24 protein-coding genes and 3 tRNA genes are annotated in these 22,966 nt (G+C 41.5%); 15 read left to right on the top strand and 12 right to left on the bottom strand.

All coding sequences use genetic code 11. The features are described from left to right. Positions 1–179: 179 nt before the first annotated feature. Entirely contained in the window at positions 180–614 is a 435-nt protein-coding gene (locus VF675_RS11280; RefSeq protein WP_131260784.1) for a hypothetical protein, read from the top strand. Between the two features lie 39 nt (positions 615–653). Here VF675_RS11280 and VF675_RS11275 read toward each other — a convergent pair whose 3' ends face one another. The 3 genes from VF675_RS11275 to folD all read right to left on the bottom strand — a co-directional run bounded on the left by VF675_RS11275 (position 654) and on the right by folD (position 2,441). Next, entirely contained in the window at positions 654–1,322 is a 669-nt protein-coding gene (locus VF675_RS11275) for a class I SAM-dependent methyltransferase (protein WP_440205239.1), read from the bottom strand. After that, positions 1,319–1,501 (bottom strand): hypothetical protein, encoded by a 183-nt coding sequence (locus VF675_RS11270; RefSeq protein WP_096900994.1) that lies wholly within the window; start codon positions 1,499–1,501, stop codon positions 1,319–1,321. The genes VF675_RS11275 and VF675_RS11270 overlap by 4 nt, the downstream gene beginning before the upstream one ends. Before the next feature lie 91 nt (positions 1,502–1,592). Next, positions 1,593–2,441, bottom strand: coding sequence for a bifunctional methylenetetrahydrofolate dehydrogenase/methenyltetrahydrofolate cyclohydrolase FolD (gene folD / locus VF675_RS11265; protein ID WP_004972142.1), 849 nt, complete (start codon positions 2,439–2,441; stop codon positions 1,593–1,595). 152 nt (positions 2,442–2,593) lie between these two features. Here folD and VF675_RS11260 point away from each other — a divergent pair. The 3 genes from VF675_RS11260 (at position 2,594) to VF675_RS11250 (ending at position 3,609) form a co-directional block, all read left to right on the top strand. Next, positions 2,594–2,667 (top strand) — tRNA-Cys (locus tag VF675_RS11260). A gap of 15 nt (positions 2,668–2,682) precedes the next feature. Continuing rightward, a tRNA-Leu gene (locus tag VF675_RS11255) sits at positions 2,683–2,768 on the top strand. A 109-nt stretch (positions 2,769–2,877) separates the two neighbouring features. Next, positions 2,878–3,609: a hypothetical protein gene (locus VF675_RS11250; RefSeq protein ID WP_096900995.1), complete on the top strand. Its 732-nt coding sequence runs from the start codon at positions 2,878–2,880 to the stop codon at positions 3,607–3,609. Positions 3,610–3,679: 70 nt separating this feature from the next. Here VF675_RS11250 and VF675_RS11245 read toward each other — a convergent pair whose 3' ends face one another. After that, the gene (locus VF675_RS11245) at positions 3,680–5,452 is read right to left on the bottom strand and encodes an alkaline phosphatase D family protein (protein WP_440205238.1); all 1,773 of its coding nucleotides are present in this window, start codon (positions 5,450–5,452) and stop codon (positions 3,680–3,682) included. A gap of 209 nt (positions 5,453–5,661) precedes the next feature. Here VF675_RS11245 and VF675_RS11240 point away from each other — a divergent pair. Continuing rightward, a tRNA-Leu gene (locus tag VF675_RS11240) sits at positions 5,662–5,747 on the top strand. Positions 5,748–5,865: 118 nt separating this feature from the next. Continuing rightward, on the top strand, positions 5,866–6,291 hold the full coding sequence (locus VF675_RS11235) for a hypothetical protein (RefSeq protein WP_167845853.1): 426 nt from the start codon (positions 5,866–5,868) through the stop codon (positions 6,289–6,291). Positions 6,292–6,316: 25 nt separating this feature from the next. On the opposite strand, the gene VF675_RS11230 is transcribed toward VF675_RS11235, so the two are convergent. From VF675_RS11230 to rlmE, 4 genes are all read right to left on the bottom strand, one after another. After that, entirely contained in the window at positions 6,317–6,631 is a 315-nt protein-coding gene (locus VF675_RS11230) for a DUF5713 family protein (protein WP_440205237.1), read from the bottom strand. Between the two features lie 91 nt (positions 6,632–6,722). Further along, positions 6,723–7,577, bottom strand: coding sequence for a dihydropteroate synthase (gene folP, locus VF675_RS11225; protein ID WP_207973931.1), 855 nt, complete (start codon positions 7,575–7,577; stop codon positions 6,723–6,725). Positions 7,578–7,751: 174 nt separating this feature from the next. After that, entirely contained in the window at positions 7,752–9,641 is a 1,890-nt protein-coding gene (gene ftsH, locus VF675_RS11220; RefSeq protein ID WP_004972155.1) for an ATP-dependent zinc metalloprotease FtsH, read from the bottom strand. A 136-nt stretch (positions 9,642–9,777) separates the two neighbouring features. Next, positions 9,778–10,428 (bottom strand): 23S rRNA (uridine(2552)-2'-O)-methyltransferase RlmE, encoded by a 651-nt coding sequence (gene rlmE / locus VF675_RS11215; protein ID WP_004972157.1) that lies wholly within the window; start codon positions 10,426–10,428, stop codon positions 9,778–9,780. Positions 10,429–10,725: 297 nt separating this feature from the next. Between rlmE and yhbY the strand changes: the two genes are divergently transcribed. Next, positions 10,726–11,049, top strand: coding sequence for a ribosome assembly RNA-binding protein YhbY (yhbY, locus tag VF675_RS11210; RefSeq protein WP_004972158.1), 324 nt, complete (start codon positions 10,726–10,728; stop codon positions 11,047–11,049). 6 nt (positions 11,050–11,055) lie between these two features. Further along, complete coding sequence (locus VF675_RS11205) at positions 11,056–11,595, top strand: DOMON-like domain-containing protein (protein ID WP_179996273.1); 540 nt, start codon at positions 11,056–11,058, stop codon at positions 11,593–11,595. Between the two features lie 125 nt (positions 11,596–11,720). Here VF675_RS11205 and VF675_RS11200 read toward each other — a convergent pair whose 3' ends face one another. Further along, a complete protein-coding gene (locus VF675_RS11200; protein ID WP_004972162.1) occupies positions 11,721–12,203 on the bottom strand; it encodes a hypothetical protein in 483 nt (160 codons plus the stop codon). 323 nt (positions 12,204–12,526) lie between these two features. Here VF675_RS11200 and carA point away from each other — a divergent pair, with 323 nt between their 5' ends. The 6 genes from carA to VF675_RS11170 all read left to right on the top strand — a co-directional run bounded on the left by carA (position 12,527) and on the right by VF675_RS11170 (position 19,201). Beyond that, positions 12,527–13,666, top strand: a complete 1,140-nt coding sequence (gene carA / locus VF675_RS11195) for a glutamine-hydrolyzing carbamoyl-phosphate synthase small subunit (protein WP_440205236.1) — start codon at positions 12,527–12,529, stop codon at positions 13,664–13,666. Positions 13,667–13,681: 15 nt separating this feature from the next. Further along, a complete protein-coding gene (gene carB, locus VF675_RS11190) occupies positions 13,682–16,912 on the top strand; it encodes a carbamoyl-phosphate synthase large subunit (RefSeq protein WP_004972166.1) in 3,231 nt (1,076 codons plus the stop codon). A gap of 82 nt (positions 16,913–16,994) precedes the next feature. Next, positions 16,995–17,471 (top strand): transcription elongation factor GreA, encoded by a 477-nt coding sequence (gene greA / locus VF675_RS11185; protein ID WP_004972169.1) that lies wholly within the window; start codon positions 16,995–16,997, stop codon positions 17,469–17,471. Between the two features lie 113 nt (positions 17,472–17,584). Continuing rightward, a complete protein-coding gene (locus tag VF675_RS11180; RefSeq protein WP_004972171.1) occupies positions 17,585–17,797 on the top strand; it encodes a hypothetical protein in 213 nt (70 codons plus the stop codon). 135 nt (positions 17,798–17,932) lie between these two features. Continuing rightward, positions 17,933–18,571, top strand: coding sequence for a CatB-related O-acetyltransferase (locus VF675_RS11175; RefSeq protein ID WP_096901002.1), 639 nt, complete (start codon positions 17,933–17,935; stop codon positions 18,569–18,571). A 189-nt stretch (positions 18,572–18,760) separates the two neighbouring features. Then, on the top strand, positions 18,761–19,201 hold the full coding sequence (locus tag VF675_RS11170; RefSeq protein ID WP_004972175.1) for a universal stress protein: 441 nt from the start codon (positions 18,761–18,763) through the stop codon (positions 19,199–19,201). A 154-nt stretch (positions 19,202–19,355) separates the two neighbouring features. Here the strand turns inward: VF675_RS11170 and VF675_RS11165 are convergent, their stop codons facing one another. From VF675_RS11165 to VF675_RS11155, 3 genes are all read right to left on the bottom strand, one after another. After that, positions 19,356–19,691 (bottom strand): MGMT family protein, encoded by a 336-nt coding sequence (locus VF675_RS11165; RefSeq protein WP_440205235.1) that lies wholly within the window; start codon positions 19,689–19,691, stop codon positions 19,356–19,358. An 84-nt stretch (positions 19,692–19,775) separates the two neighbouring features. Continuing rightward, complete coding sequence (ypfJ, locus tag VF675_RS11160; protein WP_440205234.1) at positions 19,776–20,681, bottom strand: KPN_02809 family neutral zinc metallopeptidase; 906 nt, start codon at positions 20,679–20,681, stop codon at positions 19,776–19,778. 34 nt (positions 20,682–20,715) lie between these two features. Continuing rightward, complete coding sequence (locus VF675_RS11155; protein WP_004972181.1) at positions 20,716–21,642, bottom strand: DUF808 domain-containing protein; 927 nt, start codon at positions 21,640–21,642, stop codon at positions 20,716–20,718. Between the two features lie 206 nt (positions 21,643–21,848). Here VF675_RS11155 and trpS point away from each other — a divergent pair, with 206 nt between their 5' ends. Continuing rightward, positions 21,849–22,862, top strand: coding sequence for a tryptophan--tRNA ligase (gene trpS, locus VF675_RS11150; RefSeq protein WP_440205233.1), 1,014 nt, complete (start codon positions 21,849–21,851; stop codon positions 22,860–22,862). The last annotated feature ends 104 nt before the right edge of the window (positions 22,863–22,966 follow it).

Genomic DNA, 22,966 nt, shown 5'->3' with positions numbered 1-22,966 from the left:
TACTAAATAATACGAAGATTCAAGGTAAAAACATGACATCATCAAAACACACTTATCACCCCCAATATAGACAGCCTACCACATCACCAACAAAGCCATGCTTTGTCCACTCAGCTATGGCATACTTAAAACAAGAATGAAATGACATCAAAACATGAGACATGATCATGAATAAAACCATGAAGAATACAATGATTATTTTGGCTATGACGGGACTTGGGTTAGGTTTATCCGCTTGTCAAAGTTTGCCTGAGCAAAACGAGAATAGTTTTATTGGCTATAAAGTCGAAAGCAAAACTGATCGCAACGCAGTATTAGCCTACACTCTTGCAGGACGTCAAAACCAACAGCGCGATGAAAGTAAATTACAGCGTGCCTGCCAAAAAGAACTTGGTGCGCATAAAACTTATCAATTGCGGATTTTAAGTATTAATGAAGTGGTGAATCCTGCAGCCAACCAACAAGACCCGTATGGTCGCCAACTTGGGCAAAGCCGCACCTCTATTGGCTTATCGAACACACCTGAGCTACATAGCAGTGAAAACTATGCTACACGTCAGGCCTTAGATGCTCGCCCAAGCACACTGCGCATTGTGCGTTATAGCTGCAATTAATTCGCGCCACAAAACTGGCTTCCTATAAGACGTGATGAGTTATCGCGTCTTATAAAAACTCACATTACGGAACTCTTTGGCTTCATCCAAATCTGGCCATGTGGTCGCGCTGCGTTCATCTATTTTTATATATTGTGGATGACTAAAGTTTTTCACTCGGCTGTCTGCCACCCAAACTTCTGGGGCGAACTTTAAGAACTCATCTAAAAAGAAGCGATTGCATTGATCATAAAGCACATCGGCAGCCAGCAATACATCCACTTGTTCTGCTTTGTATATATCATCTAAATATTCAAGCGCTACATTATTTAATTCAGCATTGGCTCGACAGGCTGCAAGACTAATAGGATCAATATCACAGCAAATTACCCGTTTGGCACCTGCCATTTTTGCAGCAATCGCCACCACGCCTGAACCCGCACCGAAGTCTAAAACAACTTTATCTTTAACTTGCTGCGGTTCTGCCAATAACCATTGCGCCATTGCAAATCCCGAAGCCCAACAGAAAATCCAGTACGGCGTGTCATTCCAAATACGACGAATGACTTCATCATCTAGCTTATCGGTCGGAAATACAGGCGGAATAAGCCACAGTGAAATAGGCGTTTCAGGCAATTGCTGTGCCAGTAATTCACAATTTGGAATTACATCATGTAAAGCATCTAAAAGATGTTCAGGGGCTTTAGGAAATTGAAAGGTACAGCTCATTGGATTTTTATTCGTTCTAATTTAAAAAGTTCCCTCTGCTTTTTTAAAGGAGAGGGAGCATTCATTATTTTTACAATGAATTCCCCACTCTTTTTTAGGAGAGTTAGGGAGAGAATTTTTAAGCCCTCATCCCAGCCTTCTCCCTGAGCCGTATACGGCGCAAGAGAAGGAGCATCCATTATTTTCACAATGAATTTCCCCTCTCCTGAGCAAAATTTAAAGCACTGCTTTTAAATTGAAGCGCAAGAGAGGGTTAGGGAGAGGTCTTCATCAACCTAACGCTTTCTCAGCCGCTTCAACCGTTTGACGAATCAAAGTTGTAATGGTCATTGGGCCAACGCCACCTGGTACAGGCGTATATGCAGAAGCAATCTCTTCAATGCCTTGCAATTGGATATCACCAACACCACCGCCATCACGTGGATGGAAGCCTGCATCAACAACCACAGCGCCTGGTTTGATCCAGTCTTTTTGAATCAATTCAGCTTTACCAACCGCACCAACAATAATGTCCGCTTGTTTCACAAAACTTGCAAGATCTTGGGTACGTGAATGGCAAATGGTTACTGTTGCATTGGCTTCAAGAAGCATCGCAGCCATTGGTTTACCTAAAATTGCCGAACGCCCCACAACAACGGCATGTTTGCCTGCAATTTCAATGTTTTTTTCTTTAAGAATGGTCATAATGCCTGCAGGTGTTGCAGAACCATATGCAGCTTCGCCCATTGCCATACGACCATAACCTAAACAGGTCACACCATCTACGTCTTTTGCAAGTGAAATCGCATCAAAACAAGCACGCTCATCAATTTGTGCAGGCACTGGGTGTTGCAACAAAATACCATGCACATCAGGATTGGCATTCAATTTTTCAATTTCTGCCAATAATTGTTCTGTGGTGGTTTCTGTTGGCAATTCTACTTTTAAAGAATCCATGCCCACACGACGGCAAGCATTGCCCTTCATGCGTACATAAGTTGCAGATGCACCGTCATCACCGACCAAAATAGTCGCTAGAATTGGGGTACGACCTGATTTTGCTTTTAACGCTTCTACACGTGTTAACAGATCAGCTTCAATTTGTTTTGCCAATGCACGACCGTCTAAAATTAATGCCACGGCACATCTCCAAATGTTGATATGAATCAATTTTGCAAATAATACATGATTATTTAGACTATTTTATTCTATATGTCGAATTAATGTGCATCTGCTCATTTAATAGTATTGTTTTTTTTTCAGAGCTTGCTAATATACGCATCACAAGACGCGGCGGGGTGGCAGAGTGGTCATGCAGCGGACTGCAACTCCGTGGACGCCGGTTCGATTCCGACCTCCGCCTCCAATCTTGTAAAACTATGCCCGAGTGGTGAAATCGGTAGACACAGGGGATTTAAAATCCCCCGCCCTCAAAGCGTGCCAGTTCGAGTCTGGCCTCGGGCACCATTTTAAAATAGATTAAAATGGTGCAAATAAAGAACCCAGCATTAAGCTGGTTTTTTTATGCCTAAATTTTAGGTTTTCCCCTCTTTATTCAATATTCAATGATGTCTTTATGAACCCTAAACAAGCGCTTCTTGATTTGCAGCAATTGCAACAACAATACCCTGCTGCATTTAAAAGAAATATTTTGTTTTATGGTTTTATTCAAAGCAAAGGCATGCTGGATGATTGGAAAGAAATGATTCCATGGGTCTTGGCCTGCCTGATTTTTATTCCTATTTCAATCAGTCTGGCGCACGGGATTCAAAACTTTGCACCGCAGTACGATGCCTTTCAAGCCAAGGCATTGGCGATTTTAGCCATCATGTTAGGTTTTATGCTGCTTCTACCTTATGTGTTGTATCAAATTAAACACAGTTCGGCATCGTGGTATCAACTACAGCAACATGCCACCATAAAAATAGCAGTATTGATTCTGCTACAAGCGGTAAATTTCGCCTATTTTCAGAGTGCAATTCTGCAAGGGATTTTATTCTTTTTCTGCATCAGTTTTGGTTTTGTACGTTTCTATAAAGAGAATATGTTCCGTGACCACATAAGCCTTGAACAAAAATATTGCTTAACGCAATTTCGCCGTGCTGCGTATTGGTCATATCGTCAAGCTGCTAAAATTCAATATCGGATGTATTTTTCCAATAAAAATAGCCCTCGTTTTGCCCAATTGAATCAGCAATATCAACATGCAATTCAGTTACATCAACAACTGATGCAGGTTGAACACAATTTATGTAAAAGCATTAAATACATAGATTTAGACAGTTATATTCAAGATAAACTCGATTAAAAACCTCCGCTTAATCATCAAAAAAAACCGAGCAACTTAGACTCGGTTTTCTGTAAATATCACACCAATTTTAAGCAGTTTTAGCGACATCAATGATTGGTTTTAAGTCTACACCATACTTCTGTTGATGACCACGCGTATCATCGAGTTTGTATTCACGTGCCTTAACCGTATCTATAAACTTCCAATCTGCAACCACTTGCGCACGATCAAAAGTCACCGTTAAATAACCACGTTGATTTAAGTTGCAATAATCCAGTTCATCAATCAGTTCTTGAAAGGCATATTCCAACGCTGCCATTTCGTCTGCAGGCACATTTAAGTAATACTCAATTCCGGGCGATGATACCGAGCTGGTCGCGAATTCCAACCCAACCTCATGATTTGTTTCATGTGTATGCAAGGTTGCAGCCCAAGCATTGTGAGTATCACCTGCCAACACCACTGCTTTTTTCCCAAGTTGCTGCAATGTCCCATACACAACTTCTCGCTCGTAAGCATAACCATCCCAAGCATCGAGGTTATAAGGTGCAACCGCATACAAACGTGCCTTATCTACTGCTGTCAAAGTTGGATCATTCGCTTTTAAACGCAATTTCAGCGTGACCAATTCTGTAATTTTCTGCTTCATTTGTGCAAGTGTTTCAGGTTGCTGATCACCATTGGTGATTTTCGCTAAAGGCAATAACAGTTCTTGTGGAATCAGCATTTTCGCCATCAACACTTGTTGAGCCAAAACATTCCAAGTAGCCTTAGACTGCTCCAACTGCTTTTGCAACCATTCTCGTTGAACTCCACCCATCAATGTGCGTTGATCACTAAATAAATCTGCCTGAAATTTAGCAGCATCAATACCTTCTGCCGTCATATAGTTAGCATAATCTAATTGCTTATGACGCGCCAAAATACGCGTATCCAGCATCATCAAATTCACCAAACCACCAAAATCAAACTGGCGATAAATATTCAAATGATCATTTTCTGCAACTGGACGAATTGGCATCCACTCGAAATAAGCCTGTAATGCCGCAATTTTACGTTCTATAAAGCTGCCTTCACCTTCTTGATGATTATCTGCACCCGCTTCCCAAGTATCATTACTGAGTTCATGGTCATCCCAAATGACAATAAATGGATGGCGTTGGTGAGCAGTCTGCAAATCAGCATCGGTACGATATAAAGCATAACGTTTACGATAATCATCTAACTTGATAATTTCTTTATCATTGTCTGCAGCAAAGGTACGTCCTAACTGTTTTGCATCGTCAGTCGCGTAGCCACCTTGTCCATATTCATAAATATAATCACCCAAGTGAATAATCACATCCAGATTGTTTTCCTGTGCCATTTCTTTATACACATGAAAATAACCTGCGGGATAGTTCGAGCAAGAACAGACCGCAAATTTCACTTGATCGCTGCGTTGTGGCAAGGTTTTGGTCTGTCCTATAGCAGAAACCGTATTACCAAAGCGGAAACGGTAATAATATTTAGTCCCTGCCTGTAAACGATCTGCGTCCACTTTAACAGTAAAATCTTGCGCTGCGCTGGTTTGTACTTTGCCAGTATTTACCAATTGCTTAAACGCCTCATCGCTGGCAATTTCCCAAACCACTTCAATGCATGCTGCCATGTCACTTGGCGTTACGCGTGTCCATATAATGATACGATCATGCAGCGGATCACCACTGGCGACACCATGCAAAAACTGCACCTTTAATGCATTTTCTGCTGTATTTTCATTGTCATCACCACATGCAGTTAATGCGACTGGCAATGACAACGCCCCAAAACCAGCCAAACTTTTTTGAATCAGCTCTCGGCGAGTTAAGCGAATGTTCATGAATATTCCTTTTATTTTTCTTGAGCGCTCAACATAGAAATTTATGATTTCGCTTTGATCTCAAATTCATGAAATATTGATGACAAACAGCAGAAATATACTGCAAACCGAACTTTTTTCAAGCTAATAAGTTGAATTGATTGAAAAGAAAGCAATTGTAAATAAATTTACTTGCCAAGATTTATTTCGTCCTCTATTATTGCGCACATGCCCGAGTGGTGAAATCGGTAGACACAGGGGATTTAAAATCCCCCGCCCTCAAAGCGTGCCAGTTCGAGTCTGGCCTCGGGCACCATTTTAATGAATCAAATCATTCAAATGGTGCAAATAAAGAACTCCAGCATTAAGCTGGTTTTTTTATGCCTAAAAATATAATATTGAAAACGATAACACTTATGTGCCGATGATTTGAAATGTCTCTACAACGCTTTATCTTCTCTTTCAAATGGGTGATCTGTTTATGCTGCTTGCTCAGTTTTGCAAGCCATGCACAAAATCCCAGCCTTGAGTCAGCAACCGAATCCGTAAACCCAATTGAAACTGATGCAGAATTTTATGATGTTTTTGCAGGAACATTGCAATATAAAAATCAAGAATTACAATTACGTCGTTGCAGCTTAGGCAACAATTTATATTTATTAAATTTCCAAAATCCTGAAGAAGAAAAGCAACTCAAAACTTTGCTGCAACAAAATACAAAGTTTTGGGTCAATTTAATTGCACAGCCGAATGAACATAATGGGCTATATACGTTGAATGTTCGGGAAATTGCAGAACTACATACACAGCAAAGTTGCCATTTGGATGATGTTTTAGATGATTTATTGAATCACCCATAAATTAAAGCTGAAAGAGAGTGACCTATCACCACTCTCTCGTTGCAATCAACTCTTCCATTTCAATCTCGAAATAGCCTTGATCTTGCAGCACCATCATCATCGCCTCAGCAATATAATCTGCTGCGGTATCGTCCAAATCTGAATCCAGATCTTCAAATTGTGGTTTCATTTTATTGATGGCTTGCACGGTCTGATCAGCAAAATAATAAATATCCGTTTCAGATAAATTGGATTTAGACACGTGTTTTGCAAACTGTTGAATCAGTTGTTTTAACTCAGCAACTAAAATATCAGGATAAAATTCATCATCAAACATCGGGAGAAGTAAATCTGCAAACATACAGGCACTCAAAAATACAGAGATTCAAGCGTGCCTATATAGCATAAGCAGGGCTTTAATTCTAGCTTCGCCCCAAATCTATAAACAGCGATTAATTTGCTAACAGCATTGCTTGCCAGACTTTAATGGCATCAGACATAGCCTTAACATCATGCGCACGCACCATACAAGCACCTTGCTGAATACTGAGTAAATGTGCCGCTACAGAACCAACTGCACGCTGTGTTGGCTCTGCCCCACCCAAAGCTTCACCAATAAAGCGTTTACGAGACAATGCCGATAAAATTGGATACCCCATACCATTCAGTTGATACAACTCATTTAACAATTTCAAGTTCTGTTGTGCATTTTTAGCAAAACCAAAACCCGGATCAATCATGATATTTTCAGGCTTGACCCCTTCCGCCAAAGCATCAGCGACACGTTGCTGCAATTCTGCAATCACATCTGCTGTGACATCATCATATTGATCTAAATTGTTCATGGTAGTCGGTTCACCACGCATGTGCATAATAATCACGGGAATATTTAACTCAGCGGCTGTGTGCAACGCATTGGGGCGGGTCAGCGCACGTACATCATTCCAGATATGCGCCCCTGCAGCTACGGCAGCACGAATCACTTCGGGCTGTGACGTATCAATCGAAAGTACCACATCATAAGCAGATAAGGCTTCTACCACAGGAACCACACGACGAATTTCTTCTTCTACACTCACAGGACTAGCTCCTGGACGTGTTGATTCGCCGCCAATATCAATCACGGTTGCACCTTCTGCCATCATTTCCAAAGCACGCGCCACAGCAGCATCTTTTTCATTATGTCGCCCACCATCACTAAACGAGTCTGGTGTCACATTTAGAATTCCCATCACATGCGGCTGAGATAAATCTAAACGCAAACGTCCACATTGCAATACGCGCTTGGGTAATGGCATCAGCTGCATGCTGGTCTTCCTTTCAATTTGAAAAGCTTATTTTAACAAGGGTAATTTTGAAGATGTTGAATTCTTTTCAGTGCGCTTCAACATTACCAATATTCCTGTTGCAACGGCGCATAAACCACACGAATAAAAAAAGAGCCTTTATACAAAGACTCTTTTTAACATTATGTGAACTGATTAGCTCGCTGGTAATGGTGGCGGTGTGCTTGGACCATCAGTTGGTGTTACATCAATCACAGGATTGTCTGCAATATACACTTTCGGTGGCTGTGGCTCACGACCTTCCATAATGTCGCGGATTTGGTCACGATCAATGGTTTCCCATTCCAACAATGCTTTTACCATTGCGTGGGCAATATCTTGGTTATTTTCCAAAATATCGCGGGCAACTTTATATTGCTCATCAATAATACGACGAACTTCAGCATCCACTTGTTGCTGGGTGGCTTCAGAAATGGTACGGCTGCCTAAACTACCCATGAATGATTGTTGTGTATCGTCTTCATAGACCATTACGCCTAACTTGTCAGACATACCGTATTTGGTCACCATCGCACGTGCTAATTTAGTCGCACGCTCAAAGTCATTCGATGCACCTGTCGACATTTGATTAATAAAGACTTCTTCTGCAATACGACCACCAAACAAGATAGACAAGTCGTTCAGCATTTTGTCTTTATAATGGCTAGTTTGGTCATGTTCAGGCAATTGCCATGTCACACCCAATGCCCAGCCACGCGGCATAATCGTTACTTTATGCACAGGGTCTGTACCCGGCAGCATTTCAGCAACAATCGCATGACCTGCTTCATGATAAGCCGTTGCACGACGTTCTTCTTCACGCAGCACCATCGACTTACGTTCAGGGCCCATATACAACTTGTCTTTAGCATCTTCAAAGTCGTGCATATCCACCGTATTTTTATTACGACGGGCAGCAAACAATGCAGCTTCATTCACAAGGTTCGCCAATTGCGCACCAGAGAAGCCCGGTGTACCACGTGCCAAGACTTTGACATCTACACCTGTAACTGAAGGCAACTTTTTCAAGTGAACATTCAGAATTTGCTCACGACCTTTAATGTCTGGCAAGCCAACCATGACTTGACGGTCAAAACGACCTGGGCGCAATAAAGCTTTATCCAGTACATCGGCACGGTTTGTCGCAGCGATAACAATAATGCCTTCATTGCCTTCAAAACCGTCCATTTCAACAAGCATTTGGTTAAGTGTTTGCTCACGTTCATCGTGACCACCACCTGTACCTGAACCACGGTGACGACCTACCGCATCAATCTCATCAATAAAGATGATACATGGTGCATGGCGTTTAGCTTGCTCAAACATATCACGGACACGAGAAGCACCTACACCCACGAACATTTCAACGAAGTCAGAACCAGAAATGCTAAAGAATGGTACTTTGGCTTCGCCTGCAATGGCTTTCGCCAATAAGGTTTTACCTGTACCCGGTGGACCCACCATCAACACACCTTTAGGAATAGTTGCACCTAAACGCTTGAATTTAGCAGGGTCTTTTAAGAAATCTACAATTTCAACTACTTCTTGTTTTGCTTCGTCACAACCTGCAACATCGGCAAATGTGACTTTAATTTGGTCTTCAGACAACATTTTGGCTTTAGATTTACCAAAGCTCATCGGGCCGTTTTTACCACCTGCACCGCCACCCATGTTGCGCATAAAGAACATGAATAACAAAATGATTAAAAGTACAGGGAAACTTGCGATCAATAGTTGCATTAACAAACCTTGACGTTGAGGTGCAGTACCTTCAACAACAACGTTGTTTTTAATCAGATTCGGCATCAGTTCAGGATCTTGAACTGCTGGACGAATGCTTTCAAAGGACGAGCCGTTGACTTTTTCGCCACTAATTCTTTCGCCATCAATTGTGACTTGCTTAATTTGACCAGCATTCACCGCTGTAACGAACTCTGAATAGTTCATTGCAGTTGGCTTTTCACTGTTATTGATGTTGCTGAAAATTAGAATCAGCACACCAAGTATAATCAGCCACAATACGGCATTCTTGAAGAGATCGCTCAAAGCTTTATTCCCATATCAATCTAATTTGATCATGCCCGTTACTGGGTGACCTTTCATTCAAAAAGCTGAAGATCAGCTAGACAATTCATTAAAAACGTACAAAATGCACAATTTTTAACGGCTTGGCAAGTAAACTTTATTTAGACGCTTTTTTACGTCCTTGTCCAATAAGGAATACTTCTTTGGAACGCGCCCGTGAAGCAGCGGGTTTTGCTGTCTTTAGAACATCAAAACTGTCCACGACCTGTTTACGAAATTCGTCAAACCCCGAACCTTGGAACACTTTGACCACAAACTGGCCATTGGGTCCCAATACACGGTTGGCAAAATCGAGCGCCAACTCGCATAAGTAAATTTGACGCGGTTGATCTACAGCTTTATTACCTGATGTATTGGGGGCCATATCGGAAATTACAACGTCTACCGTGCGTCCGTTTAAAATATTTAACAATTTTTCGAACACTTCTTCTTCGCGGAAGTCACCTTGTAAAAAGGTCACATCTGGTAATGCGTCCATTTCCAAAATATCGGAAGCGATCACCAAACCTTTGTCGCCGACAAGTTTCCCTGCGATTTGCGACCAACTGCCTGGTGCTGCTCCCAAGTCCACCACCGTCATGCCAGGTTTGATCAGTTTATATTTTTCTTGAATCTCAAGTAGTTTGTATGCAGCACGTGCACGATACCCTTCTTTTTGCGCTCTTTTCACAAAGGGATCATCTAGGTGCTCTCTCATCCACGCACGACTACTTTTGGATAACTTTTGGTTGGTAATGCGTGTTGCCATAACTCTCTTAGTAACGAATAGCCATCTAAATTGCGATTGTACGTGAAAATTAGCAAGCTTGCAGTAGACATCTGTATCTAAATGCCAATAACTGACAAGTTTTTTCTATTAAATCCATCGCTTATTTCTGTACTGTGGCATAAAAAACCTCTCTCATCACTAATGGATAAACCTAAGCAAATGTTCAATTTTGATATTTTTGTACTGCTGCAAGATCGCGGATTATTTGCATAGAATTTACAGCGTTTCAAATTGGCTTTTGTTATACTAAGCCGTTTTTAAAATTAGGTTATCTTTATGGCGGCTCTCTCTATTCAGGAACGCAAGCGTTTACGTCAAATTGGTCATGCACTTAACCCTGTAGTGATGGTTGGCGGTCAAGGTTTGACTGAAAATGTAATTGAAGAAACCAACCGTGCTTTAAACGATCACGAATTGATTAAAGTTAAAATTGGTGGTGAAGACCGTGAAGTACGTGCAGCTGTAATTACTGAAATTGCTGCAGCAACAGGTTCTGAAGTGGTACAAACAATTGGTAAAATTGCTTTACTTTATAAAAAAGCAGCAAAACAAAATGCCAAGTTGTCAAATTTAGTTCGTCACGCTCATTTGTCTAACTAAGCTTATATGGCAAGTTACGAACTCAGCGCCTTTGATCGTCAGTTTCAAGCGATTTCTTTGGTCGGTGCAATTGAACAACAAAGTCCGTTTAGCTTAAATGTAGGTTATTGGCTGCGTGATCCGAATCAGTGGGTCGAATGGCCTGCATTGGTAGCTTCACATCCACGTCAGGACTTTTTGTGGAAACAGACCTGCTTTGAAATTTTCATTGGCGTTCAGGGCGAAGATTTTTATCGTGAAATCAATCTCTCCCCTTCTCAAGCTTGGCAAGCCTATGCCTTTGAAGAATATCGTTATCCTGAGCAAATGCCACCTGTGGCCGCTTATGATATTGAGTTGAATCAGCTAAAACGTACGCATTACGGTTTAAATGTCAGTTTGGATTTAACCGAATTTATGCTGAAACATAAACTGAAATGGACAGATTTGTTTATTGGGCTGACGGCTGTGCTCAAAACCAGTCAAGGCGAGCAATTTTATGCCATGCAACACAGCAGCCCTGCCGCCGATTTTCACAATAAGCGCGATTGGCTACATCAGTTCTAACTGTGATTAATAGTAGTTTAGATTGAAACAACTAGTTTTTGGTTTGAGCAAGAAATTTAAATAAAAAAGTGAGGCGCATGACCTCACTTTTTTTTATGGCTGAATCAGCAACAGATTAAACTGGATTATGCTTGATCAGTTTCATCATTAGTTTCAGTTTTTGATGGATTTACTTTTTTCCACGCTTCTAGTGTGTGCTCTTTAGAACGCTTAAAAGTTTCAGCCAATTGATCTTTGTGTTTTACTGAAATGCTGCTGACATCTTCTTTCAACTCTTTACCAAGTTTAGAAAGATCTTCAATAATTGCGCTAAATTCAGTTTTTACAAAGTCTTTTAATTCGCCTAAATCTTTAGGTGAACTACCAAATTGTGCTTTTAAAGCTTCAATTTTTTGCAACACATCTTGCTTTAACTGACCCAATTGCTCTTGCACGCTGGCATTGAGTTGTTTTGCTTCGGCTTGAAGTTTTTCTTGCGTTTCTGCAACCACATCAAGCACCTGCTCTTTGGCATCATGCGTTACTTTTTCAAGCTTTTCAGCGCCTTCACTTACTGCTTTGATTGCACTGTTTTGTGGTTCAGTGGCTGATTTATCTTGTTCAGTCATTCGCTTTTACCCAAGGTCGTTGTTGTTTATAAATTAAGCATAAGGCAATTTAGACTAAAATGGGTTTTGGATTGTCTAACAATCGTAGATTGCTTACATTTGGACTACACGCTAAAACATAAACCTAGCAAAAAAAGCAAGTCTTTTATCTTACATATTCGTCAGATTCACAATGGACTTTTGGCGAGCTCATGCGTATAATGCAATGTTAAGTTCAAGCGAGCAGACATAGGAGGGTAGGTTTAAATATTGACCTTCCTTTTTTTTCGTCTACTCGCTTTTTTACAGCCCTATTTTTGTGGTTTTAGTTCAGGAGCTTTGGTTTGAGCACCCCCGCCATTTTAGCCCTCGCCGACGGTACAATCTTTAAAGGTACGTCTATCGGTGCAACGGGAAGCACGACTGGTGAAGTCGTTTTTAACACTGCCATGACTGGCTATCAAGAAATTTTGACCGACCCGAGTTATGCACAACAACTTGTGACTTTAACTTACCCACATATTGGGAACACTGGTTGCAATGATGAAGATGTTGAGTCAGGTCGAATTCATAAAGTATGGGCAAACGGTTTAATTATCCGTGATTTGCCTTTATTACACAGTAACTTCCGTTCTACTCAATCTTTAGGCGAATACTTACAACAACACAATGTTGTTGCAATTGCCGATATTGATACCCGTAAATTGACCCGTATTTTACGTTCCAAAGGTGCGCAAAACGGTTGTATTCTTGCTGGTGAAAATATCACTGAAGAAGAAGCAATTGCAAAAGCACGTGCATTTGGCGGCTTAAACGGCTTAGATCTTGCAAAAGTATGCTGCGACCCAGAAGGTTTTGAATGGACTGAAGGTTCATGGGAACTTGGCAAAGGCTTTACTCAACCTGAACTTAAATATCATGTGGTTGCATACGATTACGGTGTCAAAACCAACATCATGCGTATGCTCGCAGACCGCGGTTGCAAATTAACCGTTGTTCCTGCACAAACCCCTGCTGAAAAAGTCCTTGCGTTAAACCCAGATGGCATTTTCTTGTCAAATGGCCCTGGCGATCCTGCTGCATGTGACTACGCAATTGAAGCTGTAAAAACAATTGTAGAAACCACGAATACTCCTGTATTTGGTATCTGTTTAGGTCACCAAATTCTTGCACTTGCATCAGGTGCAAAAACAATGAAAATGCCGCACGGTCACCACGGCGCAAACCATCCTGTACAGAACTTAGAAACTGGTACAGTGATGATTACTTCTCAGAACCACGGCTTCGCGGTAGATGAAAGCACCTTACCAAGCAATGTATGTTCAACGCATCGTTCATTGTTCGATGGCACAAACCAAGGTATTCATCGTACAGACAAGCCTGCATTTAGCTTCCAAGGTCACCCAGAAGCAAGTTCAGGTCCACATGACTGCGCACTCTTGTTCGATCATTTCATCGAACTTATTGAAGCCGCTAAGAAGTAATTAAGGAGCGAAATAATGCCTAAACGTACGGATATTAAAAGCATCTTAATTATTGGTGCTGGTCCTATTGTTATTGGTCAGGCTTGTGAGTTTGACTATTCTGGTGCTCAAGCATGTAAAGCGCTGCGTGAAGAAGGTTACCGCGTTATTTTGGTAAACTCGAACCCTGCGACCATCATGACTGACCCTGCAATGGCAGATGCAACTTATATCGAGCCAATCACTTGGCAGACTGTTGCAGCAATCATTGAAAAAGAACGTCCAGATGCAGTACTTCCGACCATGGGTGGTCAAACTGCATTGAACTGTGCGCTTGCATTAGATGCCAACGGTATTTTAGCCAAATACAATGTTGAATTAATTGGTGCAACCAAAGACGCGATTGAAAAAGCCGAAGACCGTAAATTGTTTGATGAAGCAATGCGCAAAATTGGTCTTGAGTGTCCAAAAGCAGCAATTGCTGAATCTATGGAAGAAGCACTTGAGATTCAATCTCGCTTTGGCTTCCCTGTGATTATTCGTCCATCATTCACCATGGGTGGTTCTGGTGGCGGTATCGCATATAACAAAGAAGAATTCCTTGAAATCTGTGAACGCGGTTTCGATCTTTCTCCAACCAAACAATTATTGATTGATGAATCACTTATTGGTTGGAAAGAATATGAGATGGAAGTTGTACGTGATAAAAACGACAACTGTATCATCGTATGTTCAATCGAAAACTTTGACCCAATGGGCGTGCACACTGGTGACTCAATCACCGTTGCTCCTGCGCAAACTTTGACGGACAAAGAATACCAATTGATGCGTAATGCATCTTTAGCGGTACTTCGTGAAATTGGTGTAGAAACAGGTGGTTCTAACGTTCAGTTCGGTATTTGCCCGAATACTGGTCGTATGGTTGTGATTGAGATGAACCCACGTGTATCTCGTTCATCTGCACTTGCATCTAAAGCCACTGGTTTCCCAATTGCAAAAGTTGCAGCGAAATTGGCTGTGGGTTATACCCTTGATGAACTGAAAAATGACATCACAGGCGGTACCACTCCTGCGGCATTTGAACCATCAATTGACTACGTTGTAACTAAAGTTCCACGTTTCAACTTTGAAAAGTTCCCTCAAGCAGACGCGACTTTAACCACGCAGATGAAATCTGTAGGTGAAGTCATGGCGATTGGTCGTAACTTCCAAGAGTCTGTAAACAAAGCCCTTCGTGGTTTAGAAACTGGTGCGTGTGGTTTTGACGAACAAATTGAAGTGGGTGCTGAAGGCGCACGCGACAAAATTTTAGTTGAATTAAAAGTTCCAGGCCCTGAGCGTATTTGGTACGTGGCTGACGCATTCCGTCATGGCTTTAGCTTGGACGAAGTTTTTGAAGCGACCAAAATTGACCGTTGGTTCTTAATTCAAATTCAAGACATCGTTAACACTGAAAATGAAATCAAAACTTTAGGTTTTGGTGATCTAAACGCTGACAACATCCGTTCGTTCAAACGTAAAGGTTTATCTGACCTACGTATTGCGAACTTGATGGGTATTTCACAAAAGCAATTCCGTAAACACCGTTGGAACTTGGGCGTAACCCCAGTTTATAAACGTGTAGATACCTGTGCTGCAGAGTTTGAATCTGACACAGCATATATGTATTCAACTTACGATGAAGAGTGTGAATCAAATCCTTCAGCGAAAGACAAGATCATGGTGATTGGCGGTGGTCCAAACCGTATCGGTCAAGGTATCGAATTCGATTACTGCTGTGTACACGCTGCGCTTGCAATGCGTGAAGATGGTTTTGAGACCATCATGGTGAACTGTAACCCTGAAACAGTATCTACCGATTACGACACTTCAGACCGTTTGTACTTTGAACCAATTACTTTGGAAGATGTACTTGAAATCGTACGTACTGAAAAGCCAAAAGGCATTATCGTACAGTACGGTGGTCAAACTCCATTGAAATTGGCACGCGCTTTAGAAGAGGCAGGTGCGCCAATTATTGGTACATCACCAGATGCAATTGACCGTGCAGAAGACCGTGAGCGTTTCCAGCAAATGATTCAACGTCTGCAATTGCGTCAGCCTAACAACAGCATTGTAAAATCTGCTGAAGAAGGTATCGCAGAAGCAGCGAAAGTGGGTTACCCGCTCGTTGTTCGTCCATCTTATGTATTGGGTGGTCGTGCAATGGAAATCGTGTATAACGAAGAAGAATTGAAACGCTACTTGCGTGATGCAGTTCAAGCATCTAACGATGCACCTGTACTCTTAGACCGTTTCTTGGATGATGCGATTGAAGTTGACGTAGACTGCGTATCTGACGGTAAAGATGTGGTGATTGGCGGTATTATGCAGCACATCGAACAAGCAGGTATTCACTCTGGCGACTCAGCATGTTCAATTCCACCTTATTCATTGTCAGATGAAGTACAGGACGAAATGCGTCGTCAAACTGTTGCAATGGCAAAAGAGTTGGGCGTTATTGGTCTAATGAACGTACAGTTTGCAGTGAAAGGCAATGACGTTTATATCTTGGAAGTGAACCCACGTGCATCACGTACTGTTCCGTTCGTTTCTAAGTGTATTGGCGAATCATTGGCTAAAGTTGCAGCACGTTGTATGGCAGGTCAATCTTTAGAAGCACAAGGCTTTACTAAAGAAATTATTCCGCAACACTTCTCTGTGAAAGAAGCTGTGTTCCCATTCAACAAGTTCCCTGGTGTAGACCCTGTGCTTGGGCCTGAGATGAAATCTACAGGTGAAGTGATGGGTGTGGGCAAAACTTTTGGTGAAGCATTCTATAAAGCTGTGTTAGGCTCGAATGATCGCTTACCAGGAATCCCAACTGAAGGCGAAGTAAAACATGCATTCTTATCTGTACGTGAGTCAGATAAACCGCATGTGGCGCGTATTGCAAAACAATTGGCTGATTTTGGCTTCAAACTTGTTGCAACGGGTGGTACGCATAAAGTCATCACCGATGCAGGTATTGAGTGTGAACGTGTGAATAAAGTGACTGAAGGTCGCCCACACATTGTAGACCGCTTGAAAAATGGTGAGATTCACCTCATCATCAATACTTCTGAAGGCAAACAAGCTCAGCAGGATTCATTCTCAATCCGTCGTTCTGCATTGCAAGGTAAAGTGTATTACACCACGACCTTGAATGGCGCAGATGCTGTATGCCAAGCCTTAGCGATTAAATTACCAATGGATGTATATCGCCTGCAAGATCTTACTGTAGGTTAATACATTTCAATAAAGTCCCGTCACCTTTCGGGTGGCGGGCTTTTTTCATTTATAGACTTCAATATTTTTAAAGAGGGACAACATGCAACGTTATCCTATGACGCCTGAAGGTAAACACGCTTTAGAGCAAGAATTACAACAACTTAAATCGGTTGAACGTCCACGTATTACTGCAGCGATTGCAGAAGCGCGTGAACATGGCGATTTAAAAGAAAATGCTGAATACCATGCCGCACGTGAACAGCAAGGTTTCTGCGAAGGTCGTATCCAAGACATCGAAGGTAAATTAGGCGCTTGCCAAGTAATTGATGTTAAAGAATTGGAACAAAACGGACGTGTGGTTTTTGGTGTGACTGTGACCATTGAAAACCTAGACACCGAAGAGCAAAAAACCTACAAAATTGTAGGTGATGATGAAGCTGATTTTAAAATCAATAAAATTTCAGTGAATTCGCCTATTGCACGCGGTTTGTTGGGCAAAAATGAAGGCGATGAAGCCAAAATTGTCACTCCGCAAGGCGAAGTGGAATATGAAATTGTGAATGTAGAATATCTTTAAGTTTTAATAAAGATGACTACACGCGATGCCCCTCTTTGAGGGGTTTTTTATTGCCTATAAATCATACAGCCGAGCTTATAGATTATACTGCGATAAAAATAGAGGAAAATAAGATGGAAAATCGCATCATTCATGCATTTGTTTATGCGCTTTCTGGGGCTGTGTTAGGACTGATTTTAATTCCAGTCTGGGGACTCTTTATCAATACACAAACCAGTCCTGTCAGTATCGTATTGGCATCATCACTCTTTTTTGCTATTTGGGGATTCTTATTTCCAAACAGTGTTAAAAATGTTTTTATGTATTTGTGGAATTTTTTAAGATAGATACTTTAAGCTTTCAAATCACTAAAGTGTAGTGGTCAACTAATATTTTGAACATTCCCTCTCCTTCTAGGAAAGGGCTAGGGAGAGGTTCAAAATTTCAGATATAATCCCCTCATCTCTCCACACGAAAAAACCATGTCCGAAACGCTGATTAATTCCCCTGTTAAACACTGGTGCGAATTTGAGTTCATCTCCAAAACTGTGAAAAACCCCAACATCCACATCAAAGGCAATTACTCTTATTATTCAGCCTATTGGGATCAGGGTTTTGAACGTTGTGTGGTGCGTTATTTACATGACAAACCTGCAACAGCAGACAAGCCAATTGATCAATTACATATTGGCAATTTTGTCTGTTTTGGTGCGGAATGCGTGATTATGATGGGTGGCAATCAATTGCATCGCAGTGACTGGGTTTCGGCTTTTCCGTTTGATACTCGCAGTTTTGTTGCGGCAGGTGATACCACAATTGGCGATGGCTGCTGGATTGGCAGTCGCGCCATGATTATGCAAGGTGTTGAACTAGGCGAAGGTGCAATTGTGGCGACAGGTGCAGTGGTTACGCAAGATGTACCGCCTTACGCTATTGTGGCAGGTGTGCCTGCCAAAGTAATTAAATACCGCTTTAGTGAAACAGAGATTGCTCAACTTTTGGCGCTAAAACTGTATGATTTTGATGAAAAATATTTACTGAAAATCCGCGAACAATTGCAGAGTAATGATGTCAATCAACTGATCGATTTTTTGACAAACACGCAAACAAAAAATGACTAAAACTTTAGTTGAATTGAAAGCACAGCTTCATAATTTCATGCTAAATTAAGGTGAAATAAGGACTTACAGCACTCAATTATCTTTATGAAATTACTGGGTTTTATTCTATATGAATTCAGCGTAAGATAAGACAGGACTCAGAGCGAATATTTTATTAAAGTATTGAAATTACAATAAGGAGAAACACTCATGGCTTACCAAAACATCCTCGTACCAGTGGACGGTTCTGAAACTTCTTTTGCCGCTGTTGCAAAAGCTGCTGAACTTGCAAAAGCATTTGGTAGTAAAATCACTGTGGTACAAGTACTTACACTTGACCCGTATATTGCTGCAGAATACATCACTGCAAACCAAACCAATGACTTGATTGAACGCGCTCGCGCTTCTATCGTAAAAACTTTAGAAGAAGCAAAGCAAAAATTCACTGAACAAGGTGTTGAAGCTGAAACTAAACTACTTGAAGGTCAAGTAATTGCACGCGAAATTACCAATGCTGCAAAAGACTTAAATGCTGACCTTATCGTGATTGGTTCACATGGCCGCACTGGCTTGAAAAAATTATTCTTAGGTAGCGTTGCGCAAAGCATCCTAAGTGAAGGTACAACACCTGTATTGGTTGTACGTCAATAAGATTGCGTGTTCCTCATTTCTACGGAAGTGAGGAACTTTCTTCTCTCATTCTCATCTCACTGTTTGTCTGAAATTTTATTTGCAGCATTCTATTCGATAAACTGTCTCTACTTTATCTTATCTCAATATTAAACACTCAATTTAGCAACCCAGTTTAATTCTGCCATTGATATTGTTTTAAATTCACCTTCCCTGCAATGACCAGAACCCCTTCCTTTTGCAATTTTACCGTTTGTATATTTTCTCCTTGGGCGTTTAGTTTGCTTAGGCTAATTTTTCCTTGCGCATTAATCACCCGATGCCACGGCACAGTATGTTCTGCCGATAAATGCCTGAGGACATAACCGACCAAACGTGCATGTTTGGGCAGACCCGCTAGGCATGCCACTTGCCCATAGGTCGCAACCTGACCTGCTGGAATCAAACACACCACGTTCAAAATCATGTGTGCTAATTCATCACTCGGTTTACGGCTTAACGTTGTTTGCATCTATCCACTCGCATTCATTTAGCCTATAAAAAAGGAGCGACTGGCAGCACTCCTTTTGTTTATAAAACTTGATTTTTAAGTCAGTTAAATTGCGGCATTGAATGTATCACAATCACTGATCAAGCCTGATTTTAAGCCAGTCTGGAACCATTGTACGCGCTGTGCACTGGTACCATGCGTAAAGCTATCAGGCACGACTTGCCCACGTGCACGTTTTTGTAAATAGTCATCGCCAATTTTATGTGCCGCATCCATTGCTTCTTCAATATCACCTTGTTCGAGGAATTGAGTACGTTGATGGTTATGATGCGCCCACACTCCCGATAAACAGTCCGCTTGTAATTCCTGACGTACCGAAAGCTGGTTGCCCTGCACGTCACTGACTTGCTGACGTGCTTTATGCACTTGTTCTGAAATCCCTAAAATGGTCTGAATATGATGCCCAACTTCATGCGCCACCACATAGGCTTGAGCAAAATCGCCCGCCTGATCATTTCGGCTTAATTCAGTCTGATTTTGTTCACCACCAATGCCCATTTGCTGACGCATGGCTTGGAAGAATGAAGTATCAATATATACTTTTTGATCGGCAGGACAATAAAATGGCCCCATTGCCGATTGTGCCGTACCACAGCCAGAATTGACCACACCTGTAAATAACACCAGTTTAGGTGGTATATATTGGCTATTTAACTGCTGCTGAAACACTTGTGACCACGTATCTTCTGTATCGGCCAAAACAGTGCCCACAAACTCCATCGCCTCTTGTTGTTCAGGAGTTGGATTATCTAAACCTTTAGTTTCAGCACTTTGCGCATGTGAGGTGACTTGCTTGGTCGCTTGATAAGCCGATTGCGGATCGATGCCAAAGAACTTCCATGCAACAAAGGCCACCACTAAGCCCAAAATACTGATACCGCCCGCTTTTGCTCCACCGCCACCACGGCGGTCTTCTACATTCGTGCTAACTCGACGACCTTTCCAACGCATTATTCTTATCCTTCTCTTAAACTCTGATAATAGATTAAGCCGATTTAGACTTTGACCACACTTTTTGAACAAGTGCGACCACAATCACCACCAAGATGCCTGCCAAAATACCCACGACAAGGTTCATCAACATTGGCGTGACTGAACCTACAATACTGCCCATCGTTGGGATGTCTTGTACATACTCTACCGTATCTTCTGTGAAATGGTGCACAAAAGGAATAGCATGATTGATAATTCCTCCACCAACCAAGAACATCGCTGCAGTACCCACCACAGATAAAGTCTTCATTAAAATTGGAGCAAATGCCAGTAAACCACTCCCAATACGTTGTTTAAAATTGGCAGCTTGTTCTGTGAGGTATAAACCAATGTCATCAATTTTGACAATTAACGCAACGAACCCATAGACACCCACCGTCATGGCAATCGCAATTAAACTTAATACTGTCACTTTGGTTAGAAAGCCTGCCGCAGCCACAGTCCCCAAAGAAATCACCACAATTTCCGCCGATAAAATAAAGTCAGTACGCACAGCACCTTTAATTTTTTCGGTTTCATAAGCCGCAAGGTCTTGCTCAGTTTGAATTAGCTCAAGTTGCGCTTCTTTAGCCGTTTGGGCTTTTTTGTGTTGTAAGGTGTGCATGATTTTTTCCACACCTTCATAACTTAAAAATAGACCACCAACCACCAATAAAGGATTGATTAACCACGGCGCAACGACACTAATTAATAACGCGAGCGGTACTAAAATTAGCTTATTGATGAATGAACCTTTAGCCACACGCCATACCACAGGCAACTCACGCTCTGCACGTACACCACTGACTTGCTGCGCATTCAACGCCAAATCATCGCCCAAAACCCCTGCGGTTTTTTTTGCAGCCATTTTGCTCATAACTGCCACGTCATCTAAAACTGTTGCAATGTCATCTAATAAAAGTAATAAGCTGCTCGCCATTGCGTTGTTATCCTTATATGATTTTCAAGTTATTTTAAAACTGAATTTATATAGGGTCTGTATTTACTTCATTAATTTTTACAGCAAAATTTTTTACAGCAAATTCTATTCAACTCACTTAAGGAAGTGACATTGAAAAATGTTATGCCTTACAATGTAGCAATTCATCGGTACATAGATGTCGTAGATACGACTTGGAATAAAAAATGAGTAATCAAGATAATCGTCCTGTGATTTTGACAGGCGATCGTCCAACTGGACAACTACATTTAGGTCACTTTGTGGGTTCTTTACGTTCACGTGTAGGTTTACAAGACTCACATCATCAACATCTGTTACTTGCCGATGCTCAAGCCTTAACTGACAATGCCGATAACTTTGAAAAAGTCCGTCGTAATATTATTGAGGTAGCAACCGATTATTTAGCGGTGGGGATTGATCCAACAAAAACCACCATTTGCGTGCAATCTTGCCTGCCTGCATTAAACGAACTCACCATGTTGTATTTAAACTTCGTGACTGTGGCACGTTTGGAGCGTAACCCAACCATTAAATCTGAAATTCAGATGCGTGGTTTTGAGCGTGATATTCCTGCAGGTTTCCTGTGCTACCCTGTAGCTCAAGCAGCCGATATTACTGCATTTAAAGCAACGGTCGTTCCTGTAGGTGAAGACCAAATTCCAATGATTGAACAGACCAATGAAATTGTGCGTCGGGTGAATCGTCAAATTGGTCAAGACCTGTTACCTGAATGTCAGGCTTTATTATCTAATGTGGGTCGCTTACCAGGTTTTGATGGTAAAGCCAAAATGTCAAAATCACTGGGCAATACCATTGTATTAGATGCCACAGACAAAGACATTAAAAAAGCGGTGAATGCTATGTACACCGACCCAAATCACCTGCGTATCGAAGACCCAGGTCAGGTTGAAGGCAACGTAGTATTTACTTATTTAGATGCCTTCGATACCAACAAAGAAGAACTTGAAGAACTGAAAGCGCATTATCGTCGTGGTGGTTTGGGCGATGGTACGGTGAAAAAGCGTTTGGAAGGCATTCTAAAAGAATTGATTGGGCCGATCCGTGAACGTCGTATCGAACTTGCTAAAGATCCTGACTACATTATGGATATTTTGAAAACAGGCACCGACAAATGCCGTGATATTACCCAGCAAACTTTAGATGAAGTGAAAGCTGGCTTGGGTGTATTCCGCTTCTAAGCATTTTGTAGATACAAATATTTTAAAGTCTCTTATTCACATGAATAAGAGACTTTTTATTTGAGTGAAAAATCAACACAAGCTGACTCGACTCACAAAAAACA

Source organism: Acinetobacter sp. Lyrl_1 (genome assembly GCF_051948795.1).
In the GTDB taxonomy this organism is placed as follows: domain Bacteria; phylum Pseudomonadota; class Gammaproteobacteria; order Pseudomonadales; family Moraxellaceae; genus Acinetobacter; species Acinetobacter towneri.
This window is presented reverse-complemented; position numbering and strand designations above follow the sequence as displayed.